The 20,960-nt window shown below is 60.9% G+C and carries 16 protein-coding genes; 5 read left to right on the forward strand and 11 right to left on the reverse strand.

Annotated elements, in window-relative coordinates:
* The first annotated feature begins 201 nt into the window (after positions 1-201).
* Positions 202-1,467 carry a hypothetical protein gene (locus tag GEU01_RS01180; protein ID WP_019084604.1) on the forward strand — a complete coding sequence of 422 codons (1,266 nt, stop codon included), beginning with the start codon at positions 202-204 and terminating at the stop codon, positions 1,465-1,467.
* Positions 1,468-1,492: 25 nt separating this feature from the next.
* On the opposite strand, the gene GEU01_RS01185 is transcribed toward GEU01_RS01180, so the two are convergent.
* A complete protein-coding gene (locus GEU01_RS01185) occupies positions 1,493-2,389 on the reverse strand; it encodes a hypothetical protein (protein WP_026018388.1) in 897 nt (298 codons plus the stop codon).
* 403 nt (positions 2,390-2,792) lie between these two features.
* Between GEU01_RS01185 and GEU01_RS01195 the strand changes: the two genes are divergently transcribed.
* Both GEU01_RS01195 and GEU01_RS01200 read left to right on the forward strand, forming a co-directional pair.
* Positions 2,793-4,244, forward strand: a complete 1,452-nt coding sequence (locus GEU01_RS01195; protein WP_010506865.1) for an amino acid permease — start codon at positions 2,793-2,795, stop codon at positions 4,242-4,244.
* Between the two features lie 192 nt (positions 4,245-4,436).
* Entirely contained in the window at positions 4,437-5,579 is a 1,143-nt protein-coding gene (locus GEU01_RS01200) for a hypothetical protein (protein ID WP_019084606.1), read from the forward strand.
* Between the two features lie 117 nt (positions 5,580-5,696).
* Here GEU01_RS01200 and GEU01_RS01205 read toward each other — a convergent pair whose 3' ends face one another.
* The 9 genes from GEU01_RS01205 to ppdK all read right to left on the reverse strand — a co-directional run bounded on the left by GEU01_RS01205 (position 5,697) and on the right by ppdK (position 18,032).
* Positions 5,697-6,698, reverse strand: a complete 1,002-nt coding sequence (locus GEU01_RS01205) for an asparaginase (RefSeq protein WP_019084607.1) — start codon at positions 6,696-6,698, stop codon at positions 5,697-5,699.
* A gap of 160 nt (positions 6,699-6,858) precedes the next feature.
* Positions 6,859-8,109 (reverse strand): acyl-CoA dehydrogenase family protein, encoded by a 1,251-nt coding sequence (locus GEU01_RS01210; RefSeq protein WP_019084608.1) that lies wholly within the window; start codon positions 8,107-8,109, stop codon positions 6,859-6,861.
* Positions 8,110-8,178: 69 nt separating this feature from the next.
* The gene (locus tag GEU01_RS01215) at positions 8,179-9,405 is read right to left on the reverse strand and encodes an MFS transporter (protein ID WP_026018390.1); all 1,227 of its coding nucleotides are present in this window, start codon (positions 9,403-9,405) and stop codon (positions 8,179-8,181) included.
* Positions 9,406-9,607: 202 nt separating this feature from the next.
* Positions 9,608-10,210, reverse strand: a complete 603-nt coding sequence (locus tag GEU01_RS01220; protein WP_019084610.1) for a hypothetical protein — start codon at positions 10,208-10,210, stop codon at positions 9,608-9,610.
* Positions 10,211-10,340: 130 nt separating this feature from the next.
* The gene (locus GEU01_RS27225; protein ID WP_010506875.1) at positions 10,341-10,472 is read right to left on the reverse strand and encodes a hypothetical protein; all 132 of its coding nucleotides are present in this window, start codon (positions 10,470-10,472) and stop codon (positions 10,341-10,343) included.
* A gap of 471 nt (positions 10,473-10,943) precedes the next feature.
* Complete coding sequence (locus GEU01_RS01235; RefSeq protein ID WP_026018392.1) at positions 10,944-12,620, reverse strand: alpha-keto acid decarboxylase family protein; 1,677 nt, start codon at positions 12,618-12,620, stop codon at positions 10,944-10,946.
* 52 nt (positions 12,621-12,672) lie between these two features.
* On the reverse strand, positions 12,673-14,013 hold the full coding sequence (locus GEU01_RS01240; RefSeq protein WP_019084613.1) for a B12-binding domain-containing radical SAM protein: 1,341 nt from the start codon (positions 14,011-14,013) through the stop codon (positions 12,673-12,675).
* A gap of 394 nt (positions 14,014-14,407) precedes the next feature.
* Positions 14,408-15,283, reverse strand: coding sequence for a pyruvate, water dikinase regulatory protein (locus GEU01_RS01245; RefSeq protein WP_019084614.1), 876 nt, complete (start codon positions 15,281-15,283; stop codon positions 14,408-14,410).
* Between the two features lie 73 nt (positions 15,284-15,356).
* The gene (gene ppdK, locus GEU01_RS01250) at positions 15,357-18,032 is read right to left on the reverse strand and encodes a pyruvate, phosphate dikinase (RefSeq protein ID WP_019084615.1); all 2,676 of its coding nucleotides are present in this window, start codon (positions 18,030-18,032) and stop codon (positions 15,357-15,359) included.
* 560 nt (positions 18,033-18,592) lie between these two features.
* On the opposite strand from ppdK, the gene GEU01_RS24120 reads away from it, so the two are divergent.
* Together GEU01_RS24120 and GEU01_RS01260 are read left to right on the forward strand one after the other, a co-directional pair.
* Entirely contained in the window at positions 18,593-18,769 is a 177-nt protein-coding gene (locus GEU01_RS24120) for a DUF3311 domain-containing protein (protein ID WP_010506883.1), read from the forward strand.
* Positions 18,766-20,274 carry a sodium:solute symporter family protein gene (locus GEU01_RS01260; RefSeq protein WP_019084616.1) on the forward strand — a complete coding sequence of 503 codons (1,509 nt, stop codon included), beginning with the start codon at positions 18,766-18,768 and terminating at the stop codon, positions 20,272-20,274. Before GEU01_RS24120 ends, GEU01_RS01260 begins: the two co-directional genes overlap by 4 nt.
* 145 nt (positions 20,275-20,419) lie before the next feature.
* Here the strand turns inward: GEU01_RS01260 and GEU01_RS01265 are convergent, their stop codons facing one another.
* On the reverse strand, positions 20,420-20,647 hold the full coding sequence (locus GEU01_RS01265) for a (2Fe-2S)-binding protein (RefSeq protein ID WP_026018393.1): 228 nt from the start codon (positions 20,645-20,647) through the stop codon (positions 20,420-20,422).
* Positions 20,648-20,960 lie beyond the last annotated feature (313 nt).

Consider the following 20,960-nt stretch of genomic DNA (forward strand, 5'->3'; position numbering starts at 1 on the left):
GCAGCCCCCCGATAAGGACATGCCACTTTTTTGCCCTACGATGCCGGGGCAGGATCGATACCGACAAACAGGACTAAATAAAGCCTGTTTACAAAAAGGTATGTATTCTGCATATCGGCATCTGTACATTAACACATTCCAATTTGCTGATACCCTGGGTCTGCACATTCCCGTTCCCAGACCGGAAGGATAACGAGCATCATGCGGATATGGGCCAGTGCCTGCCTGCTTCTGTGCCTGCCGGCAAGCGCGATCGCCGCTGGCCTGTTCAGTGCCGTCCATCCCACACTGGCGTGTGGGGATGATGCCATCCTGCGTACCCTGTCCGACCGGACCATCGCCGCGCAGCAGTCACCCGCATCGCGCAGGACGCTGATCCGGCAGGGCGACTGCCATAATGTCACGCCCGATATCCGCTGGGAAAAAATAGCCAACCGCAACGGCCTGCCGCTGATGCGGCGCGTGCCGCCGGTGCCGGGCCTGCCGCCGCTGTATTTCATGACGGGCGACATCGTCCCCATCGGGTCCGTCCCGTCCCCCGCGGCCGAGGAACGCCCTGCCCCCCGCGCCCCGGTCGCGCCCCCCGCGCCCGCCGCCGTCGATACGCCCACCCCCACCGGCCCGCAGCATACCGAAGCGGACGACAGTCCGCCCCCTGCCCCGCCGGTCATCGTGCAGCAGGCGGAAACGCCGCGACCGACCGACATCTTTTTCATGACGCGCGGTTTCCAGAAACTGGGATCGCTGATCCTGACGCTGATGCTGGTCTGCGGGACGGGATGGATCATGGTCCTGATCCTGCGGGCATGCTGGCTCATGGCGCGGCGGCGCAGGGCCATCAGGATCTGCCTGGAACTGGCGCAGCGGCATTCCGCCATGCTGGGACGGTGGTACCAGAACGCGCATGACACGACGGCGGCCGCGCACTCCCATACCTCATGGCCAACATATCTGGACCGCTTCGTGCGCAGCACGCTGCTGCCCACCCTGACGCGGCAAGGATATCACACGCTGTGGCCCAGCATTCACAAGACCGTGCAGGGACACATCACCACCCTGGCCGCCAGCACGTCCAGCAAGCCGGCCGTCGCCATTACGCCCTGCACCTATCACCAGGACATGAACCAGGCGGAATACGCCGCCTTCTGTTCACAATGGATTGAAAAGGCGGGATGGGATACCCACCCCCCGGTGGCCACGGGCCTGGGGTCCGTCATCCAGTGCAACCGCAACAACCTGAAAATGCTGGTGCACTGCTGGATGGATCGCAAGCCGGTGCATGATGACGTGATCTGGCAGGGTATAAAGGAAAAAACCGACAGCAAGGCCAGCGTGGGCGCGATCGTATCCAATGCGCCCTATACGCAAGAGGCGCTGCAACTGGGCAAGAAACACCGTATCTTCCTGCTCCATCATGAAGATGTGTTCAAATTCGTATCGGGCATAGAAGTGCCCGATGTCGCCTGAAGTCCCCACGCAAACGTAGCGCCCGTCATTCCCGCCGCGCCTGACGGGCGGCAAGCGCGTTGAAGCACAGCGCCGCGCCCTGTGCCTGAACAGGGTTGCCATCCAGAAAACGGGTATCATCCTCACGCTTCTGCCCGGTCATGCGCTGGCTGCAGTAATCGAACAGCGTACGGCTGTCACGCACGCGCGTGCAGTTCAGCAAGCCGACAAAACTGACATATCCCGCATGGTCACGCAGTCCCGTGACATAGGCTGCGCACTGTTTCAGGACAGGCGGGGCAATCCGGCGGGACATGATGGTGGCGTATGCCGCTTCTTCGCGCGTTGTGCAGGCATTCACCCCCGCACTGTCATGATGGAGGGTGCAGTACTGCGCCACAGCCCCATGCAGGTACCCCCCTTCGGCCGCACTGTGCGCCCACTGCGCATCCGCCGCCCGGCGGTAACTGAACACCGCCGCCGCGCGATCGGGCGTAATGGCCCGAAACGGCACGGGACGTGATCCGCAATACAGGGTCATGCGATAGCTGTCCGCATCATCGGGCTGGCTGGCAAAATCCAGATAGACCGGATTGAGCGGCGGCGGGCAGAGCATCCGCCCCGATGGCAGGGTCGGGTTCTGTCCATAATCCACCTTGTACACAAGATGGCTGTCCCCGCCCCGTTCCAGCGATACTTCCAGAAGTTCGCCATTTGTAAAATCGATCCCGCTTTCCGACAGCCGCAGTTCCCCTGTCGTGGCGGCGGTCTGGCTGTCCTGCGGGCGCAGCACGAAATACTGCGGGGCGTCCCGTGTCAGTTCGCTGCCTTCAAAACGCTCGTTATCGGCACGGGCGGGCACTGTTGCCAGACCGGCAACCACCAGCGCCCCCATGATCACACCGGCGCATAATACCCGCCGTGCAGATTCCTTTTTAAGCATGTCGAAAGGCTTTCTCACTGATTAACCATTGTGCATTTACTGCCAAAGTTTTGGAAAAAATGTTTAATTTTTAATCATAGCGCTTTTATTAAGGCATCCGTACTTGTCAGTGGTTATTTCGTATGACAATGTTCATGACAGAACAACCAATTGATGCTGCATGATATTTCGTTCTGTTTCTGCCCCGTTCCATATCCTGTCCCATGCAAATGCCCTGTTTCCGGCGGCGGTGGCCCGCCATCCGATACCGGAAACAGGGACTGCATATTTTTTATACAGTTCCCTTCACGGAGACCGTGCAGATGCCTGCTGAATTCACGGTAAGCCCTTCGCTTTCCATCCTGGCGGAAACAGTCCCTTCGTTCTTCCCTTCCCCCGCGCCGACCATGGCGGAGACCAGAGCATGAGCAAACCGGACCCCGCGCTGGAAGACAGCATCCCCATCATACCTGAAGATGACGATGGCTATCACAAGGGGCTGGGCGCGCGCCAGATCCAGATGATCGCCGTGGGTGGCGCGATCGGGACGGGCCTGTTCATGGGGGCCGGGTCGCGCCTGCAGGTGGCTGGCCCCTCGCTGGCGCTGGTCTATCTTATATGTGGCGTGTTCTCGTTCCTGATCATGCGTGCGCTGGGTGAACTGGTGATGTACCGCCCCACCTGCGGCAGCTTCGTATCGTATGCACGGGAATTCCTGGGGGAGAAGGCCGCCTTTGTCGCAGGCTGGCTGTCCTTCATGAACTGGGCCACGACCGGGATCGTCGATATCACGGCAGTGGCGATGTACATGCATTTCTGGGGTACGTTCGCCGCCGTGCCGCAATGGGTGTTCGCCCTTATGGCGCTATGTATCGTCACCACGCTGAACATGGTGGGGGTCAGGTGGTTCGGGGAGATCGAATTCTGGTTTTCCCTCATCAAGATCGTGGCGCTGTGCCTGTTCCTGGTCATTGGCAGTGTCATCCTGGGCGTGCGCATGCCGGTGGGCGGCCACACGACGGGGCTGCACCTGATTGCCGATAATGGCGGCATTTTCCCCCATGGCCTGATCGCCAGCCTGCTGCTGATACAGGGGGTGGTGTTCGCCTATTCCGGTATTGAACTGATCGGGACGGCGGCCGGGGAATGCGCGGATGTACGCACCGTGCTGCCCCGCAGCATCAACAGTGTCATCTGGCGTATCGGCCTGTTCTACGTGCTGTCGGTCGTGTTGCTGGTCAACCTGCTGCCATGGACGGCCTATCATGGTGGAACCAGTCCGTTCGTAACCTTTTTCCAGGCCCTGGGCGTACCCGGCGTTGATACGATCATGAACATCGTGGTGCTGACCGCGGCATTGTCCAGCCTGAATTCCGGCCTGTATTCCACCGGGCGCGTGCTGCGCGCCATGGCGCTGGGCGGGGCCGCACCGCAATCCCTTGCCCGCATGAATGCAAGTTCGGTGCCCGCAAACGGCATCTGGCTGACAGTCGCGGTCTATCTGGTGGGGGTCGGGCTGAACTATGTCGTCCCGTCACAGGTGTTTGAAATCGTGCTGAACATGGCCGCGATCGGCATCATCAGCACGTGGGGTTTCATCGTGGTGAGCCAGATGAAACTGCGCCAGGCGGTCCGCAGCGGGCGCATCCGGTCAGCCGGTTTTGAAATGCCTGGGGCGCCCTTCACCTCATGGCTGACGCTTGGCTTTCTGGCCAGCGTTCTGGTGCTGATGCTGTTTGACTACCCCAACGGCACCTGCACGCTGGCCACCATGCCCGTGGTCGCCATCATGCTGGTGCTGGGATGGAAATACCTCAGCAGCAACGGCACGACATCAGACAGCACGGGCGAACAGCCACGGATCCCGACCACCTGAAAGGAAACTGGCGGGGGAACTGCCATTCCCCCGCCAGATCAACCGGCCTGCCGGCCAGGGAGCACAGCATTGATGTCCTGATATCCCCATACCTGCCGCTGCAGCGCATGTAGCAGACACCCCAACCCTGCCCCCAATACCAGCAAGGCCCGGCACGCACTGCCATGCGTGAAGGGACGCCCCGATCAGGAAATGGCCACAACCATGATTTCCTTCATACGTGCCCACGCCGACAGGCGGCGGGGCAGCGCATCCCTGCGCAATGCAACCGCATTACCACATGATGCCGGTCGCCCCCGCAAACGAGCATCATATATTTCGATATCGGAATCAATGTTATTTGTTGCGGTATCGATTGCATCGACCTGCGCCGGCCTGCCCACGGCCCATGCGGGTGGCACGGGGAATGGCACGGCCGCCGGGTCACAGGGACTGCATGAGGATTATGCCCAGTGGTACACCGGGTCACTGGTATCACCGTCGGGCGCCCTGACGAAAAAGGGCGTGTTCGCGTGGGAACCCTATTTCGCCTATAGCCAGCCTGTCGGCTACCTGGACAGCACGGGACGGGGCATGTCGCTGAAGGACAAGGCGCATAGTGTATCGAACTTCACGCTGTACAAGTATTCCATCACCAATTCGATCAGCCTGCAGATGACACCGGACATAAGCTATGGCTGGCGCAGGGGGCACCATGGCGGCACGACCAGCGGGCTGAAAATGGGCGACCTGCCGGTGGATGTGATGTGGCGCTACCTTGATGCCGACCCGAAGCGTTACATCCCGGCCCTCAGCCTGTTCGTGGGGGTGGCGTTTCCATCGGGTGACTACACCAAGCTGGGACGGGATGAGGACGGGGTGGGCACCGGCACCTACACCTTTCGCGTGGCGCTGACGGAACAGTCCACCTATACCCTGCCCGGTCATCATGAACTGCGGCTGCGCATGTGGGGCACGTTCCGTCGCGCGCTGACGCAGGCGCATATTGCCGATGTCAGCAGCTATGGCACCTCGGCCGGGTTCCGGGGGCTGGCGCATCCGGGCATGTACGGGGAAAGCGGCTTTTCGCTGGAATATGGCGTCAACCAGAAATGGGTGATCGCCATGGACATGGCCCGCGACTGGGCCAACGGGTCCGTGGTGCGCGGTTACAATGCACAGGGAAAATACCAGAACATTCTGGGGCAGGCATCGGGGGACTGGGTCATCGCCCCTGCGGTCGAATATAACTGGTCCCCCCGCTTTGGCGTCATTGCCGGTGTCACCGCGATGTTTGCGGGTCACAATACCGGACAGGTCATTTCACCGCAGGTCGCGTTCAACAGCGTGTTCTGATGCCGCCGGCATATTCAGAATGACAAAGGTTTTTGGGTACCGCCATTTTCAAAGGGCGGCCTTACCTGAAGCTTTTTGAAAAACGCTTCACCAAAACCTTCTTTCCGGACCCATCATTTACGGCATGTCGTACAACGCCTGTATGGCATCCCCGTCCGCCCCGATCATCAATGCAAGGGACAGCAGGATACGGGCCTGCCGGGGGCGCATGTGACCGGCGGCAAGGATACCGCGCTGGCATAATTCCTGTCGCCGGACCACGCCGCCGCAATATCCGCTGCTGGCCTGCACCACCACGACACCACGGGCCACGGCTTCATCCAGCGCCACGTTTTCCGCAGGCGTACACATGCCCGGCAACATGCCCGCCGTGATGATACCGCGCGCCCCGGCGGCCATAAAAGCCCGTATGCCCACGCCATCCGCGCCCGCATGGCTGTAGCTGATGTCCACCCGCGGGATTTCACCCCCGCTGCCATATCCCTCCGGCCAGCCGACATGACGGCGATACCCCGCGGCACGCCCGAAGAACACACGATTGGCCTCGATCATGCCAAGCGGCCCGAAATCGGGGGATCGGAAAGTTTCAAGCTGGTAGGTCGATGCCTTGGTCACTTCCTGCGCCGCATGGATTTCGTTATTGGCCACCACCAGCACGCCACGCCCGGCCGCATCGGGGCATGACGCCACCAACAGTGCGGCATACAGGTTGGCCGGGCCATCGGCGCTGATGGCGCTGGCGGGACGCTGCGCGCCCACGACCACCACGGGACAGGGCGCATCCAGCACGAGATCAAGAAAGCAGGCCGCTTCCTCCAGCGAGGAGGTGCCATGCGTGATGACGACACCATCCAGATCCGGCCGGGCCACGATGGTCCGGTTCACAACACTGGCCAGATCGAACCAGCGCGCCAGCGTCATCTCAACACTGTCGCAGCTTGAAAAGGGAATGTCGCACACCGCGAACCGCGCCCGCACGGCTTCCGGCAGGGCGGCCAGCAGGTCGCTACCCCCTATGCTTGCGCCAATTTCCGCGTAATCGACCGTATCACGGGGATCCATGGACCGCCGGGCAATGGTGCCACCGGTCGAGATAATGGCAATGACAGGTCGCTGCATCTGGCTTGTTCCCCGGTTCATATCCTGCCCGTGATCAATCACGTAGACATGGGCAATTGTTTTAAATTAACCTGTTGATAAATAAATATAAAAGTTTATAGGTGTCGCCTTTTTTCAAAAATGCGACGTTCTTCGAAGCTTTCTGAACGCGCGACCGGGATTACTGATAGGGACCCGGTTCCGGTTCCCACCCGGTCAGCAGATGACGCCCGATTTCGGCATTTTTCCAGTCCACCGGGTCATGCAGCGACAGCGTACGAGCATCGCGCCAGTAGCGGTCCAGTCCGTTCACGTTATCCGTACCCCGCGCCCCCGCTGCCGCCGGGGCATCCGACGCCGCGCGCAGGGCCGCGCGGGTTGCAACCGAACGGGCGGCACTGGCGGCCATGGCGACCGCATTGCGCGATACCTGTCCATTTTCATACTGCACCAGCATCGTGCCCGCCTGCATCACGCTGCAATAGGCGGCAAACAGGTCCGCCCCGATTTCACCCAGCAGTCGACGCACATAGGGGTCCTGGTCCGCGCTGTCCACGCCCGCCGCACCCCACGGTCGCGCGCGGGCGGGCACGAAGGCACAGACCGCGCGCACCGCCCCGATGCCGATTCCGGTCAGGATGGCGCTGAAACCGGCCTGAAAACGCAGGGCGACATGCTGGGGCAGCGCCGCATCCGGGTCCAGCGCGTTCCATTGCCCGTCCACCTTCACGTCTGCCAGCGTTACGGTGCCGGAATCCGTCGCGCGCTGGCCCATGCGGTCCCAGTCGTGATGAAAGACAAGGCCGGGCGCATTACGTGGCACAAGGTCCATGCGTACGCCCGCGCGAACCGATCCCAGCCGTTGCGCCCGCACGGGATCAAAGGACGACACCGCGATCAGGTCTGCCCCGGATGCGCCGGTGGCATAGATCTTGCGTCCCGACAGGACATGCGTGCCATCGGGACAAGGGCGCGCCAGCGTTTGCAGGAAACCATCAGCCGTGCGCCCGTTTTCCGCTACCGCCATGCCAAGGATGACGTGATCGTGCACGATGCGATGCGCGAGGCGCTGGCGCAGATCGGGTGGAGCATAGGCGAAAATCTCGCGCACCAGGTCATCATGCACCTTGTAGATCTGGGCCACCGCCGGATCGGCCACGGCAATACGCAGCATGAGTTCCAGCGACAGGTCCTGCGCCATGCCCAGCCCCCCCCATGCGCATGGCACGGCCAACGCAAGGATGCCCGTGGCCTTCAGCGCCGCCACTACCTGATGGGGATAGCCCCCCGCGCGGTCACGGGCTGCGGCGGTCGGCGCGATTTCGCTATCAAGCACATGCTGCACCCGCAGCATCACCGCGCCCACTGGCCCGGAAACCTGCCGCACGGGGAACAGGTCACGCAGCAAGGGTGGCAGCGGATGATCCCGCATCGGTACAGTTGTCATGCAAAAAAGATAGGCATGATGGGACAGGGCATCAACCGCCCTGCCCCGGTCGAGTCAGCCGCCAGCCTGCCGGCGGGCGGCGGCGCGAATATCACTCAGCGTCAGCAGCCATATCACGAACCCGCCCATGGCCAGACTGCACCCGACCCAGCCCACGGATTCCCAACCCAGACCCGCGCTGATCGCCATGCCGCCCAGCATGGGGCCAATCGCGTTGGCCATGTTGAATGCGCTCTGGTTCATGGCCGCCGCCAGTGCCTGCGCATCGACCGCGACACTCAGCAGTCGCGACTGGATCACGGTGCCCAGTCCGCCCCCGCACCCGATCATGAACACGATCGGCATCATGCCCCACACGGAATGCACCGAACCGGGAAAACCGGCCAGGGCGGCGGCATTGACCAGCAGCGTGCCGCCAATGGTCGGCATCATCTTGCGATCCGCCGCCCATGCGCAGGCCATGGTGCCCACCGTCATGCCCACGCCAAAGACCGCCAGCATCACCGGCGTCATGTAGGCAGGCGCATGGGTCACTTCCTGCAGGATGGAAGCAAGGTAGGTATAGACGCAGAAAATCCCCCCGAACCCCACGACGCCAATGCCCAGTGTCAGCCAGACCTGCCGGTTGCGCAGGGCGCGGATTTCGGTCATGGCGCTGGCATTGGGGCGCGCCGGGTCGGTGGGCACGAAACGCATGATCAGCAGCATGGTCAGCAGCGCCAGCGCCGCGATCAGCACGAAGGCCCATCGCCACCCCACCAGCATGCCCAGCCCGTTGGCCATGGGCACGCCACCAATGGTGGCGATGGTCAGGCCCAGCACGACCCGCGCCACCGCCTGCGTGCGCCGGTTTTCCGGCACCAGCGAGGACGCGACAATACCCGCCGTGCCAAAATACGCGCCATGCGGCAGTCCACTTATGAACCGGCACAGCAGCAGGCACAGGTAATTGGGGGCCAGCGCGGTCAGGCCATTACCAATCACATACAGGACCATCATGCCGATCAGCAGGTATTTGCGGCTGTATTTCGCACCCAGCATGGCGATCAACGGGGCGCCGACACACACACCGGCGGCATAGGCCTCGATCGCATGACCGGCCTCGGGCACGGTGACATGCATGTCCGCCGAAATCATGGGCACCAGGCTCATGGCCGCGAATTCGGCTGTGCCGATGGCAAATCCGCCCAGCGCCAGGATGAAGAAGATCAGGCCGGGATGACCGGAAGGCTGCACGGGCGCACGAACGCCCCCACGCGCGATGGTGATTGTATCAGTCATGCATATGCTCTGGACAAAAATAAAAAAGCGCACTTCCGTACGCTTCGTTTTGTCGCCGATACACCCATGCCGGGCTGCCTACAAGCCTGCGCGGACACATCCCATCCGGGCGGTTTCGCCCGTCAATGGCCATAAAGGGCGGAAAACGTTTCTTCCGCCTTTCAGTGACATGTTTTTTCAAAATATTACGTGGCCTGCCGCGCTATCCGCAGCGTCCTGCCCCGTCCTGTTCCATGGCTTCGGCCCGTTGCCGGATGCGGGCCAGCATACGCTTGCGGATCAGGCCGCTTACGGGCCGGATCATATACCAGTACGGCGCGAAACGTCGCCGCAAGGCTGGCGTGGGGCAGGACACCCGTGTCTCGGTTACCAGCAGGGACTGCCCGGTTGCAGCGGGTCCGACCGTAAAACCCATGACCAGCCTGCAGACATTCCTGTGCCGGCAGGCCAGAAAATCCGCAACCGATGCGATATCGACCAGTCCGTAATCCATTCGCCAGAACGCCCCGGCCAGTCCCATGACCATTTCCCGGTCGCCCACACGGCCGAGCGGTGTGAAGTCGTCCAGATCCAGTGTCTTGCGCTGCGACAGGCCCAGCAGGCGCGCAGGGCCTTCGCGCAGGCTGATGGCCAGGCGGATCAGGGGATCATCCTGGGCACGATAACGACTGACGCAATCCATAATGGTCGCACCCGTGGCATGGATGCGCAGCGCGTGGCGTTCCGTGAACGTAAAACAGGGCAGCAGGTCGTCAATCAGGGCCATCATCATGCCTTCATGCAGAAAAGGGCGTTCCAGCCCCATCCTACAGGCATAAAAAAAGACGCCGAAGCGTCTGACCCGTCTTATTCATCATGACCTGCTGGCCGCCGGCCATTCCCACATTAACGTGGGAATTCCGGCTGCAGGGGTATCAGGACAGAAACCCCCGGGCTCAGGCAGCGCGATCGGACACGATGGTGGCAACCATCAGGGCGGCGATCATGGGCAGGAAAGCAACCATGGTCAGGGAAGACATGGCGTTCACGGAATGGGCAATCATGGTGCTGACGTTTTCAATAAACATGTTTCAGTTCCTTTGGTGTTGAGTTGGTAAGCCGGAAAGAACACCAGAACCGAAATACTCGCAATGGAAATCATATGCCCGTCTGGGGCGTTTTACCGATCATTACATGATGAAAATATTATAACTGTCCAACAAATACTCAGAAGACCACAAGCCATCAGGTCTTTATTTTGGACAGACGGAAGAAGATGCCAAAAAAAATGGCAAACCCTTTTACAGGTCTGCCATCGGCATCATGAAGCAGATTAAAATTCATGCATGTGCATAGAATTTAATCACTCCACTTCACGATTTCGTGAGGTTGATTGGCTCTTTTTCGCCTTCTACCGGACCATACGGGAGGCATCCGAACCCCGCCTTGGAGGCGCACTGAAAAAACAGTCGTATTTTCAATAACCTGACTTACTCCTCCCGTCCAGCCTAAAAACAGGTCATTCCCGATTAATCGAAAAATGACCTGTCCGCCGCCAGTCAGGGCAATTCAGGGGTTTCGATTCCATAATCGTACCGCCGCACCGCCTGCCCCATCACCTCCAGACCGGCCGGGGCATCCATGGGGGTAAAGCCGACTTCGATAAAGGCGAGTCCTTCATGCTGCCGCGCCTGTGCCAGCGCGGTATCCAGTGCCGCCCGGTCACCGGCCTTCAGCGACAGCACCGCTGCGGCATCACCGCCCATCGCCGCGGGAAGGGCTGCATAATTCCAGTTGGCGATGTCGTTATAGGCGGCCTGCGGGCCAAGGATCATCCGTTCGATGGTATAGCCACCGTTATTGACCAGGAAGATCGTGATATTGCACCGGTGCCGCAGCAGGGTGGACAGTTCCTGCGCCGTCATCTGGAACGATCCGTCGCCGATAAACAGCACATGCCGCCGCTCCGGCATGGCCAGGCATGCCCCAAGGCTTGCAGGCAGCGAATAACCGATTGCGGCCCAGACCGGCTGGACCAGCAGGCTGCACCCGGCAGGCAGGCGGGCATGCAGCATTGCCACCATGGATGAACCGTTATCGGCCCCCACGATGTCGCCCGGCTGCAGGAAGGCTTCAACCTGTTGCCAGAACGCCGCCTGCCCCCATGGCTGCGCATCAGGCAATGCCGACGCGGCATGATCGGGCGATGCAGGCAGCGTCGGACACGCGGGCGGCATGTCCCCCATTTTCCGCGCCACGGCATCAAGCAGGTCGGCAGCGACAAGGCCCTGCATGTTTTTACCGTCACAGGTCAGGCTGAACGGCTGCACGTCAATCAGCGCACCGGGCTGTAGTTCCTGTGAGAAATAACCCGACGTGGAATCGACAAACCGGACACCCAGGCCGATCACGCAATCAGCGTTCTTCACATAGTCCGCCACGCCCGGGGCGGACGCATGCCCCCCATATGGACCCAGCCACAATGCCCCGGTTTCCGGCAGCAGCGTACGCGCGGTGGACAGGGCGGCATAGGGAATGCCGCGCTGCGTACACAGGCGCAGCACGAGATCCTGCAATCCGTACTGGCGCACCATGCCATCCACCAGCACCACGGGCTGGCGTGCCTGCGCAAGACGCTGCACGATCCATCCTGCCGCCTGCGCCAGCAGGGCGGGATCCGGTTTTGCAACCGCCGCTACCGGCGCCGGCGCATCAACATCCACGTAACAGATGTCGGAAGGGAACTGGATATATACCGGGCGCTTCAGCGTCTGCACGGCGTGCAGCACACGATCGGTTTCCATCACTGCGGTTTCAGGCCGCAGGCGGGCGCTGGCTACCGTAAACTGACGGTAGCAGGCCATGACGTTATCATAATTGCCATCGGCCAGGGTATGATGCACCAGGGCGCGCGATCCGATGGCGTGCAGGGGCGGCATGCCCGAAATCACCACCACCGGCACGCCTTCCGCGCACGCACCCGCCACGGCTGACAGCGCGGACAGGTCCCCCACGCCATAGGTTACCAGCACGGCCCCGATACCCGACATCCGCGCATCGCCATCGGCCGCATAAGCGGCATTCAGCTCATTGCAGGTGCCAATGAACTGAATGCCGGGCGTGCGTTCGACCAGTTCAAGGAATTCGAGGTTGTAATCCCCCGGGACGCCATAAATGCGCGAAACACCGATATGCCGGAGCCGGTCCAGCAGCATACTTCCGATTGATCCGCGCATGCCGTCACTTCCCTAACCTGTTGCTGCCCGGCCTGAATTGGCCGGGCGGGATTCAATAGATATCAAAATCATTGTTTCCCGTGGATGAAAAGGCCATGCGACGTTCGGTCAGGTTCAGGATCCATGAAGACATGTCCGACCGGGTCCGGGGGAACGGCAGGCGATGCACCATGGAACGCATGCTGTAGAATTTGCGGTACATGGTCTGGATGCGCTGTTCCATCTGGCCGGGCGTACAGTTCTTGGGCCAGATATGGCAGACCTGCCCGGGCCAACGGTCGATGTCCTCGGGGTCAATGATGCGACCGGCCTTTTTCATGCGTTCGAACAGGGCCGTCCCCTTGGTAGGGGTCAGGATGTTGAAATACGCCGCGGGCACCTTGTGCGCCTCAAGAAAGGACAGGGTCGCATTGTAGACATCGGGATGTTCATCATCATAACCGAAGATGAAGTTGAGCGAGTAGCTGATGTCGCGCTTGCGCAGGTTGTCAAACATCTCCCCATAACGGCTGGCCTTGTTCCAGCCCTTCTTCATGCCCTGCAGCATTTCTTCATCAATGCTTTCGATGCCGATATTGACGTGCATCACGCCACTGCGCTGCGCCAGGTCAAGGAAATTGGTATCAAGGCACAGATTGGATGACCACAGCGTGGACCAGCGGATCTTCAGCGGCACCAGACCTTCCATCAGTTCCATCGCGCGGCTTTTCTTGCCGCCGAAATTACTTTCCCCGAAGAAGAAATGGCTGCCCTTGTTCTTGATCCGCTCCAGTTCGGCCACCATCTGGTCCACCGGTCGCCAGCGATAGCGCCCGCCAAGATAGAAACGTTCCGAACAGAAATCACACACGAACGGACACCCGCGCGAGGACTGCACCGCGAACGTGCGGAAGGGACCGAATTTCTTCAGGTCCAGCAGGTCATACCGCGGTGGCGGCAGGTCGTTGAGTTCCTTCAGCGGGGCGGCACGGTAGATTTTCTGCAGCCGGTCGCCGGCCGCGTCCTCCAGCATGGTCTTCCAGATCGGTTCGGCTTCGCCCACGCCCACGGCATCGCAGTGTTCGGCGGCTTCATCGGCATAGAAGAAGGCATGCGGGCCACCCATGATGACCTTTACCCCACGGCGGCGGAATTCAGCCGCGATGTCATAGGCGCGTGGGGAATGCAGCGTCCACGCCGACAGGGCGACCACATCCACCGGCACGTCGAAGTCAATGTCCTCAAGCTGTTCATCCAGCAGGGTGACGGTCCATTCCCGCGGCGTCAGGGCGGCCAGGTATGGCAGCGCGAGTGGTACCATCTGCCGTCGCTTGGTCTTGAAAATGGTCCGGTCGGTCTTGGACCGGTAATGCGACGGCTGGATAATCAGCAGCTTGAGATCTGTCTTGGACATGCTTCAGCTCTATGGACCCGAATGTGGTAAGGAATATCCTGATAAATAACTCTTTCTCATATCGTACGTTTTTTGTCCCACATGTCCACTGCACGAAATAAACAGCACCTAATCATTCACCTTTGTATAGAATGCACATATTTCACCTATCAAAAAATTGCATGATTATTTATTGCATTATTACTATTATTACTTTTTTATTATTTATATAATTTCTTATTAGTATTTAAATCTCTATCTAAACTCGAATATTACACATATCTGGTTAAAGCCTGCTGCATATCTGCATTCCAGTCCAGGGAATGCCTGCCGCGCCACATTCCATGACATCCGGCAGGCTGTATTGCAGTCCCATGCCACGCAGAATGGCACGTTCAACCCAAGGCGCGCGGGCTTACGGTCCGGGCCAGTCCAGATCCGGTGAGGTACCGGTCACGCCATCATGCTCCAGCATGTCGATAATGGCGGCGGCCGTTTCCTCTACCGAACGATGGGTCACGTTTATGACCGGCCATTTATGTCGTGTGCACAGACGCCGCGCCCATTGCAGTTCTTCCTGCACGCTCTGCGGATCGATGTAAGGCCGGACCGAGGTGGCGGACATGCCGGGGGTTGCAATCGAACGGCCGGGCAGCATCATCCCCACGCGCGAACGCCGGATTTCCAGCAAGGTATACGGGTCGATCGTCAACCCCACCACCAGGCCGGGAAAATCCTGCAATGCCGCCGGCAGGGACGCATGCGGCACCAGCGGGATGTTGGCCGCCCGTATTCCACGGTTGGCAAGGTAGAAACAGGTTGGTGTCTTGGAAGTGCGCGACACGCCCACCAGAACCACATCCGCCTTGGTCAGGTCCGTCGTCTTCTGTCCGTCATCATGGGAAATGACGTACTGCATCGCGTCGATACGCCGCCGGTAGGTATCATCCATCACATACTGGCCGCCGGGATGGCGTTCGGCCACGATCCCGGTCTGCTGTTCCAGGAAATGGATGGTGCCATCCAGGATGTTCTTGACCTGCACCCCCATGCGCGCGCACCCCATGCGCAGCATGTTCTGCAGGTCTGGTGAGGTCAGCGAGGACAGCACCGGTCCCGGTTCATCCCCGATCCCGGCCAGCACGCGCGCAACCTGCACGCGCGTGCGGATCAGGTTCCAGTTACGTGGCGAAAACGCCGCCCCCTGAAACTGGGCGCTGCAGGCGCGCATGACCGCCTCCAGCGCCTGTCCTGTCGCTTCGGAGACAAGATGCAGGATAACTTCGCCCATGGCCCTGCCTGACAGGACGCCCCACCACGGGTGGGGCGTCCTTAATGGTTATGTTGCGTCCGTTCGGCCTGCCTCAGGCAGCCTGCCCGGCCTTCTGCCGTGTGGCCAGCGCCGCCTGTGCCGCGGCAAGGCGGGCCACCGGCACGCGGAAGGGCGAGCACGAGACGTAATCCAGCCCGACTTCATCAAAGAAGGCGATGGAATCCGGATCACCGCCATGTTCACCACAGATGCCCAGCTTCAGGTCCGGGCATGTCTGCCGCCCGCGTTCCACACCCAGGCGGACCAGCGCGCCCACGCCATCACGGTCAATGGACACGAACGGGTCGCGCGGCAGCAGGCCGTGATCGACATAGTACGGCAGGAACGATCCCGCATCATCGCGCGACAGGCCGAATGTCGTCTGCGTCAGGTCGTTTGTCCCGAACGAGAAGAAATCGGCATATTCCGCGATCTTGTCCGCCTGCAGCGCCGCGCGGGGCAGTTCGATCATGGTGCCGATGTCGTAGTTGAGGTTCGTGCCCTCCTCCTTCAGCACGCGTGCGATCTCATCTTCGGCGGCACGGCGGGTGGTAGCCAGTTCCGCCTGCGTCGCCACCAGCGGGATCATGATTTCAGGACGGATGGGCTTGCCCAGTTCCTTTTCCACCATGACCGCCGCCTGGATCAGTGCGCGCACCTGCATGGCATAGATTTCCGGGCTGGTCAGACCAAGGCGGCAGCCACGGTGGCCCAGCATCGGGTTTGTTTCAGCCAGCGCGGCACAGCGCGTGCGCACGTCGTCCACGCTTTTGCCCAGCGCCTGCGCAACCTCGGCCATTTCGGCTTCGGCATGCGGCAGGAATTCATGCAGCGGCGGGTCCAGCAGGCGCACCGTCACCGGCAGGCCCGCCATGATGCGGAACAGGCTGGCGAAATCATCACGCTGGAACGGCAGCAGGGCGGCAATGGCCTTCTGGCGCACGCTTTCGTCATCGGCAATGATCATCTGGCGCACGAAACCGATCCGGTCGGGACCAAAGAACATATGTTCCGTACGGGCCAGACCAATCCCCTCCGCCCCGAAGCGGCGGGCAGTCCGCGCATCGTCCGGCGTTTCGGCATTGGCCCGCACACCAAGCCGGCGCACCGCGTCCGCCCAGCCCATGAGCGTATTGAAATCATCCGACAGCGTGGGTTCGATGGTCGGCACGCGGCCAAGATAGACCGCCCCCGTCCCGCCATCGAGCGTGATCCATTCACCCTGCGCCACGGTATGCGACCCGACCGTCATGGTGCCCGCCGCGTAATCGACATGGATGCTGCCCGCGCCCGCCACGCACACGCGGCCCATGCCACGCGCAACGACGGCGGCATGCGACGTCATGCCGCCACGGGTGGTCAGCACGCCACGGGCGGCATGCATGCCATGCACGTCCTCGGGCGAGGTCTCGATCCGGACGAGGATCACGTCCTCCCCCTTCGCCGCGCGCGCTTCGCATTCCTCCGCAGTGAACACGACGGCGCCAGCGGCGGCACCGGGCGAGGCCGGAAGGCCACGGGTCAGCTGTACGCGTTCGGCCTTGGGGTCCAGCGTGGGATGCAGCAGCTGGTCAAGGGATGCGGCGGGGACGCGCTGGATGGCTTCTTCCTGCGTGATCAGCCCTTCGCGCGCCATGTCGATGGCGATCTTCAGCGCGGCCGCGGCCGTGCGCTTGCCGTTACGGGTCTGGAGAATGTACAGGACATTGCGCTGGACGGTGAATTCGATGTCCTGCATGTCCTTGTAATGGGTTTCCAGCACCGAACGCACGCGCAGCAGTTCGGTATAGGCTTCGGGCAGCGTGGTTTCCATCGGGTGCTGACCGGCCTCGGCGCGGGCGCAGGCCATGGGCTGCGGGGTGCGGATGCCCGCCACCACGTCCTCGCCCTGCGCGTTGATCAGGTATTCACCGTAGAAAATGTTCTCACCCGTGGACGGATCGCGCGTGAAGCATACGCCGGTGGCGCAGTCATTGCCCATGTTGCCGAACACCATGGACTGCACGTTGACCGCAGTCCCCCACGAAGCCGGGATTTCATGCAGCTTGCGGTACGTATTGGCGCGCGGGTTCATCCATGAACCGAATACCGCGCCAATGGCGCCCCACAGCTGGTCATGCGGGCTGGTGGGGAATTCGGTCCCGGCATGGGTGCTGATGATATGGCGGTAGTCCACCACGATGGCGCGCCACTGGTCAGCCGTGACGGCCGTATCATCTTCCACGCGGTTCGCGCGCTTGAACTGTTCCAGCACGTCTTCGAAATGGTGATGCGGAACGCCCATCACGACCGAGCCATACATCTGGATGAAACGGCGATAGCTGTCCCATGCGAAACGCGCATCACCGGAGGAGCGGGCAAGCCCTTCCACCGTTTCGTCATTCAGGCCCAGGTTCAGCACGGTATCCATCATGCCCGGCATGGACACGCGCGCGCCGGAACGGACCGAGACCAGCAGCGGCGCATCCGCATCGCCAAAACGCAGGCCCATCGACTGCTCGACGCGCTGCAGGGCGGCGGCGACCTGCGCCTCCAGCTCGGCAGGGTACTTCCGGCCGTTTTCATAAAAGGCCGAACAGACTTCCGTTGTAATGGTAAAGCCCGGCGGCACGGGCAGGCCGTTTGCAGCCATCTCCGCCAGATTGGCACCCTTGCCGCCCAGAAGGTTGCGCATATCCGCGCGTCCCTCGTTCAGGCCATCTCCAAAGCTGTATACCCATTTGGTCATGTCTGTTCGTTCCTACGCGCGTCCGTCTGTCAGAAATGACGCCTGATCCGGAACAGGGTAAAAAACAGGCGACCGCGCTATTAGTATTGTTTGTTGTTGGCAGTTCCGGGCATTAAAAATAACCGGCACGGGCAAGCCCGGGCAATCACTATTTTAGCGACCCGTGCGCTCCTTGCCGCCTGACACCGGTATGGCGGCAGGCATGACCAACAGGGAAATTTTAAATAAAATTGTTATATTACAACATGCTGTATTAATTTTTTCATCCCGGGCGAGCGAAGCGGGCCGTGACGAGGCACCTTAAATATTACATTTAATTATACTAGTTATTCTTTTTTTAAATAAATTTCCGGACAATCCCGCTCCGGCAAAGCACGTTCAGTGGTTGTGCAATGCAACAAAAAGATTGCGCAGCGCACAATAATAAAAACGTAATTACAAAATATATCCCTAAAAATTTCAAAATTACTTTGAAACCATCTCAATTATGTTGACACCCATGCCCTGTTTCCAGAAACATCCCCTGCGGCCACACAAAAAAACAAGAAGTCACGGTCAAAATGAAAAAAACCATATTCCTCCTCCTGCCCTTCGCGGGCCTCCTGTGGGTTCCGTTGTACAACCGGCATGACCCGGTGCTGTTCGGCTTCCCGTTCTTCTACTGGTACCAGTTCGCGTGGGTTCCGGTCACATCCGTCCTGATCTGGATGGCATGGAAAACGGATCGTCAGTCATGAACACGTCAATCCTGCCTGGCAATGCCGCCATCAGCGTGTTCGTCGTGTGTTTCGTCGCCACCATCATGCTGGGCAGCACGGTGCGGCTGTGGCGGCCGCTGCTGAATCGCCGCACGCGCACAAATAGTCATAGCGAAGGGGAAGAATGGGGACTGGGCGGGCGTGAATTCGGCGCCTGGGTCACATGGTTCCTGGTGGGTGGGGATTTCTATACCGCCTATACGGTCATTGCCGTGCCGGCGCTGGTCTATTCCACCGGGGGGTTTGGCTTCTTCGCGCTGCCGTACACCATTATCGTCTATCCCTTCATTTTCGCCGTCATGCCCCGGCTATGGACCATCGCGCGTGATGGTGGCCATGCCACGGCCGCGGATATCGTACGTGCGCGCTTTGGCAGCCGGACGCTGGAACTGATGGTGGCGGTCAGCGGGCTTGTCGCCGTGCTGCCCTATATCGCGCTGCAGCTGATCGGGATCCGCACGGTGATCGAGGCGCTTGGCTTCACCGGCATGCTGCCGCTGCTGATCGCATTTGTCTCCCTTGCCGCCTATACGTGGCTGGGCGGGTTGCATGCCCCCGCGCTGACCGCCTTCATCAAGGACGTGATGATCTATATCGCGGTGCTGGCGGCGGTCATCATCGTGCCGATCCACCTTGGCGGGTATGGCGCCATGTTCCATTCCGCCGCCGGGCACCTGCCCAGCGTGCCGGACGGCCATATCGTGGCGCAGGGACAGGTGGTGCCCTATGCGACACTTGCGCTGTCCTCCGCCTTCGCCGCCTTCCTGTACCCCCATACGCTGACCGGGATCCTGGCTGCGAAATCGGCCGATACGATCCGGCAGAACGCGGTTTTCCTGCCCGCCTATACCATTGTGCTGGGGCTGATCGCGCTGCTGGGGCTCATGGCGCATGCGGCCGGGATCGTGACCACCTCCTCATCCCAGGTGGTGCCGCAACTGTTCCTTGCGATCTTCCCGCCATGGTTCGCGGGCTTCTGTTTCGCCGCAATCGCCGTGGGGGCGCTGGTGCCGGCTTCCGTCATGGCGATCGGGGCGGCCAACCTGATCATGCATAACATCCTGCCCCACCGCAGCGACTCGGTAACCGGTTCGCGCGTGGCCGGATTCGCGGTCAAGGTTGGCGCGCTGGGCTGCGTGATCTTCCTGAACGCCAGATTCGCCATCGACCTGCAACTGCTGGGCGGCGTCATCATCCTGCAGACCTTCCCCGCGCTGATCATGGGGCTGCTGCCACTGCGCCTGCCCGCCCCCGCGCTGGTCGCGGGCTGGGTGATCGGATCGGTTGCCGGACTGGGGCTGTGCTGGATTGATGGGCTGAAGCCGGTGCATCCGGTCACGTTTGCCGGTTTTTCGGCATCCGTTTCGACCGGACTGCTGGCGCTGGGCATCAATATCGCCGTGACCCTGATGCTGGGGGTCGTGATCCGGCTGGCGCTTGGGGCGTCCCCTTCCACCCTGCGTCCGGGCAGCATCCGCCGCTGAATCCTTTTCCGGCGTTCCCGTGGCGCACGCCGTCACGTGAACGCATCCCTGCCATTTTCACAAGACCACGGCCCCTGTCGCATGACCGGGGCCGTTTTTCGTATCGGCGCGTCACAGGCCACGCAGGCGGGACAACCCGGCGGGCCTACATGGCCTGTGACGGGACTTCTGCGTGCCTGCTCATGGTATCGGCAATGCTCGCGCGGCCCTGGCGGGCGATCTGGCGCAACAGGCACACCACGCCGGGCACGCAGTTACCGCACTGGGCGCGACATCCCTTGGATTCGTAAACTTCCCTGGGCCGGACGGCTCCGTTACGCGCGGCTGTTTCCACATCTGTATCGGTCAGCATATTGCAGGAGCAGACAAACATTTATCTATCCCAATCGATGATGTGGGCACACCATAATCACGAATGAGAACAAATCGCAATACACTTATTTCATTCTATCTGAAGCAGCGGGCGCTTTCCGGTTCCCAAGCCGGATTCATATTCATGCAATCCCATTATCATTACGTGCGATAATTTGAAGGCAATACTGAAGGCACATTACGGTATCGTGCCGTGATGAAGGTCCAGGCAAACCGGCCGTCGTGTCTATGCCCCCCCCCTTCCCACGCGGGCGCGATATCGCGACGGCAATAGATGCAGGGCAGGAGCCTGCAATCCGCGCCATCCGCAGGGA

This window comes from Komagataeibacter europaeus LMG 18890 (assembly GCF_000285295.1).
GTDB lineage: Bacteria > Pseudomonadota > Alphaproteobacteria > Acetobacterales > Acetobacteraceae > Komagataeibacter > Komagataeibacter europaeus.